This is a genomic window from Treponema sp. UBA7570 (assembly GCA_002477955.1).
Taxonomy (GTDB): domain Bacteria; phylum Spirochaetota; class Spirochaetia; order Treponematales; family Treponemataceae; genus Treponema_D.
Genome location: DLLE01000044.1, coordinates 1 through 8,834, shown reverse-complemented (window position 1 = coordinate 8,834; position 8,834 = coordinate 1). Strand labels below are relative to the sequence as shown.

9 protein-coding genes are annotated in these 8,834 nt (G+C 39.5%); 3 read left to right on the top strand and 6 right to left on the bottom strand.

Going from position 1 to position 8,834, the window contains the following annotated elements; all coding sequences use genetic code 11:
* Nucleotides 1-114 precede the first annotated feature (114 nt).
* Both B4N75_RS05295 and B4N75_RS05290 read left to right on the top strand, forming a co-directional pair.
* Nucleotides 115-1,311, top strand: a complete 1,197-nt coding sequence (locus tag B4N75_RS05295) for a Crp/Fnr family transcriptional regulator (protein ID WP_296667484.1) — start codon at nt 115-117, stop codon at nt 1,309-1,311.
* Between the two features lie 5 nt (nt 1,312-1,316).
* Nucleotides 1,317-1,856 carry a hypothetical protein gene (locus B4N75_RS05290; protein WP_296667486.1) on the top strand — a complete coding sequence of 180 codons (540 nt, stop codon included), beginning with the start codon at nt 1,317-1,319 and terminating at the stop codon, nt 1,854-1,856.
* 3 nt (nt 1,857-1,859) lie between these two features.
* Here B4N75_RS05290 and B4N75_RS05285 read toward each other — a convergent pair whose 3' ends face one another.
* The 6 genes from B4N75_RS05285 to B4N75_RS05260 form a co-directional block, all read right to left on the bottom strand.
* The gene (locus B4N75_RS05285) at nt 1,860-2,300 is read right to left on the bottom strand and encodes a DUF192 domain-containing protein (RefSeq protein ID WP_296667488.1); all 441 of its coding nucleotides are present in this window, start codon (nt 2,298-2,300) and stop codon (nt 1,860-1,862) included.
* A gap of 2 nt (nt 2,301-2,302) precedes the next feature.
* Nucleotides 2,303-3,448 carry a tetratricopeptide repeat protein gene (locus B4N75_RS05280; protein WP_296667489.1) on the bottom strand — a complete coding sequence of 382 codons (1,146 nt, stop codon included), beginning with the start codon at nt 3,446-3,448 and terminating at the stop codon, nt 2,303-2,305.
* A gap of 162 nt (nt 3,449-3,610) precedes the next feature.
* Complete coding sequence (locus B4N75_RS05275) at nt 3,611-4,582, bottom strand: PilZ domain-containing protein (RefSeq protein ID WP_296667490.1); 972 nt, start codon at nt 4,580-4,582, stop codon at nt 3,611-3,613.
* 50 nt (nt 4,583-4,632) lie between these two features.
* Nucleotides 4,633-5,484, bottom strand: a complete 852-nt coding sequence (locus B4N75_RS05270; protein WP_296694244.1) for a phosphodiester glycosidase family protein — start codon at nt 5,482-5,484, stop codon at nt 4,633-4,635.
* Nucleotides 5,485-5,550: 66 nt separating this feature from the next.
* Nucleotides 5,551-6,180: a helix-turn-helix domain-containing protein gene (locus B4N75_RS05265; protein ID WP_296024074.1), complete on the bottom strand. Its 630-nt coding sequence runs from the start codon at nt 6,178-6,180 to the stop codon at nt 5,551-5,553.
* Nucleotides 6,155-7,312, bottom strand: a complete 1,158-nt coding sequence (locus tag B4N75_RS05260; RefSeq protein ID WP_296667495.1) for a hypothetical protein — start codon at nt 7,310-7,312, stop codon at nt 6,155-6,157. The genes B4N75_RS05265 and B4N75_RS05260 overlap by 26 nt, the downstream gene beginning before the upstream one ends.
* Nucleotides 7,313-7,392: 80 nt before the next feature.
* Here B4N75_RS05260 and B4N75_RS05255 point away from each other — a divergent pair, with 80 nt between their 5' ends.
* Nucleotides 7,393-8,682 carry a vWA domain-containing protein gene (locus B4N75_RS05255; protein ID WP_296024080.1) on the top strand — a complete coding sequence of 430 codons (1,290 nt, stop codon included), beginning with the start codon at nt 7,393-7,395 and terminating at the stop codon, nt 8,680-8,682.
* Nucleotides 8,683-8,834 lie beyond the last annotated feature (152 nt).

Sequence of the window (8,834 nt, the reverse complement as noted above, 5' to 3'; positions counted from 1 at the left end):
ATCGTGACGAAGCTCGAAAAAGCATTAAAACAGCTTTCGTCATTTTTGATTTTTCAAGGCTTACAAATTCCGTATTTTTCCATTATAATTTTTGATTAAGAAGCGGGGAATATCGTGATTCAATTACAGTTCGTAAATTTTAAGCGTGGTTCGTATATCACAGTCGAAGGACGTCCTCAAAATAATATTTTTTATATTATTCAGTGCGGAAATGTACGCGTTCACAAGGAAAATTCGATCCCAGGCCAAAAAGAAGAAATACTCGGCCCAGGAGACTTTATCGGCGTAATTTCCTGCATGTCGAACCATTCGCAGGTGGACACAGTGCTTGCGCTTACTGACGTTGTCTGTATTTCTGTCCGGCGCGAGCAATATCCTGAGCTTATCGAAAAAAACACTCCAGTCGCTATGAAAATTATCCGCACTTTTGCAAACAGAATGCGGCTTTTGAACGACACTCTCGTTCTTGCAACCTTAAATAATTCAGCTTCTCAAAGTCCTGAGCAGATTTACAGGGTTGCTTCGTATTACGACAAGATGAATAAACCGAGTATTGCGGTCTTTGCTTATTATCAATATGTAAAGGCAAATCCGGCCGGCATAAATGTTCTTCTCGCAAAGACAAGATTCAACGCATTAAGAGCTAAAAGCCGGGCTGTTTATTTTGAATCTAATCAAGACTTGCTCAGAAAATACCCAAAAGACACGATGATTATGGCGGAACAGCAGAGCGGAGCCGACATGTTCATAATTCAGTCTGGACGCGTAAAAATTTCAAAAGTTGTCGACGGCTCGGAAGTTACGCTTGCAATTCTAAAAAAAGGCGACATGTTTGGAGAAATGGCTCTCCTCGAAAACAAACCTCGCTCTGCCTGCGCAATCGCCGAAGAAGATTGCACACTCATGACCGTAAACCGCTCCAACTTTAACCAGATGGTTCAAACCCAGCCGCAGCTTATTGCAAAACTAACAACAACTTTGGCAGAAAGGCTTTTTCAAACGCAAAGACAGCTTTTGAACAGCCAGATTCGCGACCCAATCAGCAAAATGACCGATATGCTCGCTCTTCAGATTGAAAAGGCGCGGGTTGCAATCGATCAAAAAAACAAAACTTCGTATCAGACAGATTTAACTCCTTTGGATATTGCCACTATGTGCGGGCTTAGCCAGGACGAAAAAAACATCTTTGTTCCGAAATTTTCACTTTCGCCGGTTATAAAGCTTTCGCCTGAAAACAAAATTTTTGTTCCAGATTGTCTTGAACTTATAAAACAAAGTGCGTTTATCCGAAAACAGCACAAGGAACGTTGATTTTTATGAAAAAAAACAGTTTTTTTGCATTCTGCGTTTTTGCTTTTTTTACCTGCACCGCATTTTGTTCAGCACTTCCGAAAGGGTACGGCTCAATTGAGCTTGGAATGAGCGTTGACGAGGTAAAATCCGAGCTAAAAAAGAACACCGACTTTGGCTATCGCGGCGACAGAGATGTAAGCCTTTCTCCAAAAACAAAGCAGGTTTTAATCGAAACAGACGCTTCCAAAAACGCTTATTCTTTTTTTACGCGCTGCTGGTTTCAGTTTGTTGATGATAAACTTTTTTCTATTACGCTCAATTTAAACGAAAAAAAAATCGACCACGCCTCAGTTTTTACAAGCCTTTCTAAAAAATACGGAAATCCATCTTTGATAAGCCCGAAACGCTCAGCATGGCAAGATAATTTTGTAATTATGAGCCTTGAACGTCCGCTTACATTAAAATATATCGATAATGCAAAATTCAATAAAATGCTCAGCGAAAGCAATGTTCAAAGAACAATCGAAGAAAAATCGAAAGATGAATTTTTAGAAAGCCTTTAAGCCTTATTCTGGCAGAGAAACTTTATCGCCCGTCTTTATTCCATTTTCTTCAAACCAGCCCTTTGGAACTTCGAGCGCATATCTTACGCTTACTGTGCTTGTTACAGAAGAAAGAGAAAACGGCGTCATATCAAAAATATCGCGGATTGTGCCTGCGCTGTCGATGTATGCAATCGAAAGAGGATGCGGCGTATTCTTCATCCAAAAACTCAAAATCTGGTCGCGCTCAAAAACAAAAATCATTCCTGTCCCTGCCGGAATATTTTTGCGCTCCATAAAACCGCGGCTGCGCTGCGCCTGAGTTTTTGCAACTTCCGCAAGAACACAAACCTGCCCGCTTTTCTGCGTTGTCACCGTTAATTTTTGAACAGGCAGTTTCTGCGCACAAGAAAAAAATGAAAAAATAAAAATATTTGCAGCCAAAAACAGCATTGTTTTTTTCATTTCTATACGTCCATTTTCAACAGTTCCGCAGCAGCAAGCTTGTCGTTTGGATCATATTCAAGCACAGTCTGAAAATACGCGGCAGCGTCCGAAGGTTTACCTTCTTTTAGCGCCAAATATCCCAAATTAGAAATAATTTTTGTATTTTCAGGTTCGATAGAAAGCGCCGTCTGCAAAGCTTCTTTTGCTTTTGGCAGATTCCGCTCTTCCATAAAGCAGATTGCAAGCTCATTGTAGGTGTCGGCCCGTTTTCCGCCTTCGAGTGCAAGAGCTTTTTCAAAGGCTTTTTTAGCATCTTCGTATCTTTTCTGCTGTCTTAATCCCCAGCCAAGCATGAACCACGCATTCCAAACCGCAGGATTTTTTTCCAAAAAGACACGAATTTCATCAAGGCCTTTTTCAACTTCGCCCTTATTTATAAAATCGTAAGCAGCCTTAAAATGATCATCTTCCATATTGCGGTTGCTGATTTCATTTAACAGTTCCTGGGCGCGATTCTTTTTATAAAGTCCATTCTCACCCATTTCATCGTCTGTCATTTCGCAAGTCAGCGCCAAATAAGTTTCAAAACAGCTTTTTGCTTCTTTAAAGTTATGCTTTTTAAGATAATAAAAACCTGCATTAAAAAAAGCGTCTGGAACAGCCGGCTCTGCATCCATCGCCTGTCTGTAATAAAAAAGCGCGTCAGCATCGTAAGCATCGGCATCGTCATAAAGACCAGAAGTCCTGTACGAATCCGCACGCTGATCAAAAAAGAGAGCCGTATTCAAAATTGTCGCAATATCTTCCGGATCAAAGCCACGAAGAGAAGCGTAAATTTCTTCCGCCAGATCGTAATCCTGATTTTTTGTCTTTAAAATCGCCGCTTCAGTCAGTTCTTTTTTCAAATTCGGGCGCGCCTTCCCAAGAATCGAACGGTAATACAAAATATTTTTATTGTCGCTGTCGTAAGCCATAACAGTAAGCAAACCTGCAAGAATCTGCTCTTCCGTCAATTCTTTCATATTAAAAGTTCCAGGATCATCCTTTTCTTTTTTTTGCACAGGAAGAGGAATTGTCGGATCGATCGGCATTGCCTTTTGAGTAAAATGAAAATCTTCTGGCAATTCAATAAAATAAACTGATTCAAGTGGATCTGTCGGTTTCATAAAAATATTTCCTTGTAAAAACTTAATTTTTAAATTCGGGTGGCTTTTTTACTTCGTAAAAAAACGGGCTTTTCGGGGTTCCGCTACCGCTCCATTGCTACGCTGCGCTTAGACGCAACGGCATTCGCCGCCCCTGCAATCCCTGCCACATAAGCAACTTTTTTAAGCGTTTCCATTTGTTTCTGGCTGATTTGCCTGCATTTTTTCAGTCTGTACAGAAACATTTTGCGCCGTCTGTCCTGGCTGAGAATTAGCAGGAGAATTTTGCTTTTGAGCCGCCATTTTTGCCTGCATTGCCTTTTGCTGGGCAATCTGGTCGCTTGCAGAAAGCTGAGTTTTTCTTACAGCCGTCAGAAAATTATTTACATGCAATTTATAAGAAAGCGGAACAGTTTTATCCGCAAATGCTATACTGCAGGCAACAATATCTTTTCTTCCTTCAATCACTTCCGAAGAAACAATCACACCGTTAAGGGTTATAACTTCGTTTGGGTCTTCAAATTCAAGCCTAAGCTGAGCAGGTTTATTCGTCAAAAATTGAGAAAGTCCCAAAAGTATAATTTTTGCCCCGGAAAAAGATAAATTGCGTACAATACAGTGGCGCGGAACGTTTTGAATTAAAACAATCGCCTCTTCACGAACAAGCCCGAGCTTGCGTTTAGAATTTTCGTTAATTAAAATTCTTTCTTCACGACGACGTATAGCATTTGAATTTGCCTCAAGAAGACGACCGACCGCTTCAATTAAATCATCTGGCGGACGCTGGTTAAAAGCAATCGTAATTACGGCAAGCTCCGACGAATTCATATACGGAACAATATTTGTAACATGTCCAGCAACAAAAAAACTCATCACATCATTTTCGGTTTCAAGAAAACAAAAGCGCAAATTTATGCCGGAAGTTGACTGGTCAGAAAGAGCTTTAAAAGCGCCGCCTTTTGCGCCGACAATAATCTTAGCCTGCAAAAAAGATGTCGAATTTATGATGCAAGGCCATTGTCCGCGATTACATTTTATATAAATTTGCCGAGGGTCAAGACCAAGCGCACGAATAATATCTTTCGTAAAAGTAATTTCTGTATCCCGATATTGGTCATAAAACCGCTGTAACTGCTGAGTTGTTGCAACACCCATAGATAAAACTATACTTTATAAAAAAATCACCGTCAACTTAAAAGACTGTTTTATTTGCCACTGTCAAAAAAACCAAAAAAAGCCGCGCATTTTGTAAAATTTCGGTACAAAAGCATATTTTTTCCATTAACAAAAAGACTTGATGAACTTCCGCCGTCAAACTCAAGTCCGTCCGCAGAACCTGCGAATTTAAGGATTTTTGCACATTCTCCGTAAGAAAGGCCCTTGCTTAAAAAAATTCTTTCGCCTTCAACAACAAGCAAAAAAAGCGTCTTTCCATCAGAAGAAATTCCTGCCGCCGTTCGGCTGTTTCTGCTTGAATACAGAAATTCGATTTCTTCATTATTCTTTAAAATTTTAAAAAAACCGCCAAAAATGTAATCAAATTCTTCAATGCTGTTCAATTCATTTTGATTTGCAATAAAAGCCTTTAAGCTTCCGTCTTTTTCAGTTTTAAAACCCAGCGCAGAATATCGTCCGTTTTTTTCAGAAAATACCTGCCCTTGAATTTTGTAAATTCCAACAATTTTGCGTTTAGAAAAAAAACGACCTTTAAACGGCGCTGTATTTATCGAAACAAAACTTCCAGACTTTTTGGCAAAACTCGCAGCGGAGATTCCTTTTTCGAGTTCATTTTTTTTAGAAGGATAAGCGGAAATTTTTAAATTTCGCGAGCTAAGCTCTACTTTTACAAGATGATATCGAAGAGGAACTTTTTTATTTTCAAACAAAAAATATTCCGAAAACGAATTTATTTTTTTCCATTCTATTTTTTCAGGAATATAAGAAGATTCATCAAGCTCAACAAAAGGCTCGTTTTTTAACGAAGAAAGAGAACTACAGCCTGTAAAAAAACAAAAGGCTGCGCAAAAAAGAAAAAAATATGTCTTTCTAAGATTCATTAACTTAAGATTCATTTTTGAAAAAAAGACGGCGGTTTCAAATTTTCTGTCAAATCGCCATTTTTTTTATTTAGAATGGATAAATCTCTGAGGAGGCGTTACAGTCCAGATTGCCCGAACCACAGTATCGCCGATATTTACAAGCGTATGCGGCGAATTTGCAGAAAACGAAACGCTGTCGCCTGCCTGAAGTTCATAAACAAAATTTTCGTAATGAAGCTGGCACTTACCTTCTAGGATATATCCGATTTCTTTTCCTAAATGTCCGTAAGAGCCACGATAAGTTTTTGCGCCAACAGGAATTGTAATTTCGTAAGATTCAAGCGCGTGCTGACCGTCATTTTTTGACGTTCCGGCAATTTCTTCGTAAAGAATATCACCTTCAACAATCTGCCTACGCTCATTTTTATGGGTAACTTCAACTGGACGGGTTTTATGATATTCCTCAAACAAAAATTCAAGGTTTATGTCAAGAACATCTGCAAGTGTCAAAAGAGTATCAATCGCAGGACTCACTTTATTTCTTTCAATCTGGCTTACAAGACTTTCCGAAACTCCGGCTTTTTGAGCGACAGCTTTTAAGGTAAGTCCGCTCCGCTCCCTGACTGTACGGATTTTTTCTCCAAAGTGATATGGAATTTTCTTTCCGTCCTGAGGGCTTTCTGAATTATTAGTCTGCTTTTGCAAAAGTGTCATTATTCTGTTTCTCCCGATTCTGTTCCATTACAAAGCGAATAAAATGATCTTCCAAAGTTCTGTGCGGTCCTTCAAGGTTCAGCCTTTTTCGCGCCTGAGCATTGTCGCGCCGGATTGAATATTGACTGTAAAAATCTTTATAATCGCCGCTTACATCGGTCTTTACTTTTTCGCCTAAGAATTTCGAAACTTCATCTCGTCCGATTGAACCAATTCCTTTTTCCCTGAGCAGACGTTTTAATTTTTGAATCTGTTCGTAAGAAATCCCAAACAAAAACTCTTCCATCGCCTGGCTTACTTCCGGAATTTCAAGCTGGGTGCGGATAAATTTGCTCCAAACTTCATCCATTTGGAACGAGAACATTATCAATTCGCTTGTTCCCATCATCGTTCCAAAAGCCGGGGCCAACGTCCGCCTAGCCTTCCATACGCTTGTCAAAACAGGAGCAATGTCCGAAATATTCTGATCCGCCCTGTGTTCCCACAAAAGAAGGAGAGAAGTCGCAAGTTGACGTCTAAAATCCACATTCAAAGAATCGTCTTTTATCAAATTCAAGTAAACGTCTTCCGCAAGAAGCAAAAACATCATAGAAACTGTTTCGTCTTTAAATGCCTGAATCAATTTGCTTGAAATTGCAATTTTTTCCGGTTCAGTCTTTTCAGTCGAATCAAGTTTTGTCTTTAATTCCATGCTGTTGTTTACTTTTAGCGCAAGTTTTGCAAGCGAAGAAAAAGTATGCAGTTTTGCCGTCAAAAATCCTTTTCCCAAAGTTGCCTTGCTTGGAAGCTGGATAAAAGTTTTTCCATAATCCGAATCAATGTCAACAAGAAGTTCAATAATATCCTGTGGAGTCCGGGTTTCTGAAGTCAAAGTTACCCTGGAAAGCAATGAAGGAAATTCTGCAATTGCAACTGCAAGCCTCTTTAAGTCCGCCATTCTCTTGTCAAAAATTTCCTTATGCTGCGGAGAATAGAGCGCAATTCGCGAATTTAATTCATCGCAGAGAACCTTTTGATTTTGTGTCAGAACGACAATTCCGCTTTCTTCTGTTTCTTCGCCCATTTCCTGAGTATCCAAAAACTCGCTTAAATCGATTGAAGTAAAATCACTTTCTGTAAAGTCTGACTGCATATCTTTATTATTTTCCAATTTTTTTTAGTATATCACAGATTGTTCTAAATTCAACAAATGAAAATTCCGATATAAAAAATATGAAAAAGCTTGCATTTTCTTTTTTTCTAACAATTTATGGATTTTTCGGAATTTTTGCTCAGACACCAGCAGAACAAAGCTCATTTCTCTTAATAACCGAAAGCGACCTTCGTCTCGTTTACGAGAACAATAAAAATTTTGAAAATGCAGAAGGGTACCATCTTTATATAAGAAAAAAGCCTGGAATTGAATCAATAATGCTCACAGAAACAACAAAAGATCCGTCAGGAACACAGGACAATTACGCATACCGCGCTCTCGAATACAATTCAATAAACGGCGACGAGCTCCGCTATTTAAACGGCAAACCTCTAAAATCAGAATTTGCAAAATATTCTCTCATCGACTCAACGCCTCAGCCAGACGAGCAGTTTGGGCAAGCCTTTCATATTTATATTCCGTCAGAAATCGAGTACGGTTACGAATGGTCGCGCCACGGAAAATTAAAAATCAGCCGCGGAACATTCATCAATATTCGCAGTTTTTCAAAAAAATACGGCGACTACACAGGAACATTTTTGGACAACCCTTTTATGTTCGATCTCGGAAAAATTCCAGAAAAAAAAGCTGAGCTTCCAGCAAAAAAACAAGAACCTGCTTCTCAGCCTCTGCCAGAACCAAAAGAACTGCCGCCGCCAGTCAAAGAGCCGATTGTGCTTACAGACGACTACAACCCGGCTGCAGCCGCAAGTTTTAACGACATTGCAAATTTTAACGGCGGACAAATGTGCTTTTCAAAAGGTCCGGATTCAATTGTAGACGACATAACTGCAAGTCTTGAAAGAATTTCGAAAAAAAACAAGGTTGACGTTGTTTTTGCAATCGACACAACAGGCAGCATGAAAGATGACATTCAAAAACTCCGTGATGAATGGATTCCCCGTCTGACAAAGCAGATAAAACAATTTGGAGATTTTAGAATCGGACTTTTACTTTACCGCGACTACAACGACACTTACCGGCTCATGGGACTTCCAGTAAAACGCTACGAATTTACAAAAGACATAAATGTCTTTACAAAAAATCTCAACAATTTTGTAATTTACGGAAACGAAGGCGGCGACATTCCAGAAGCCGTTTACGAAGCGCTCTTTGCAAGCCTGACATTCTACAAATGGCGAAAAGACGCTTACAGAAAAATCATTTTGATTGGAGACGCAGAGCCTCATCCAACCCCACGCGGAACCGGCAAATACACAAAACAGCTCGTTGCAAAAACAGCCAAATCAACAAATATCGTAATTGACGCAATCATCGTTCCAGACGACAAAAGCGCACGCGGAAGATAAAGATTTGGACGGCATTACACAGTCTAACCCGCTCTTCGCCACTCAGTGCCCTCGGCAGGTGTTAAATTTTTGTCATTTTTAACTCTCTTTTTAAACGGCAAAAAATTTTCTTTATTTAGCCCAAACTTCGAGTTTTATGATTTTATGTCATT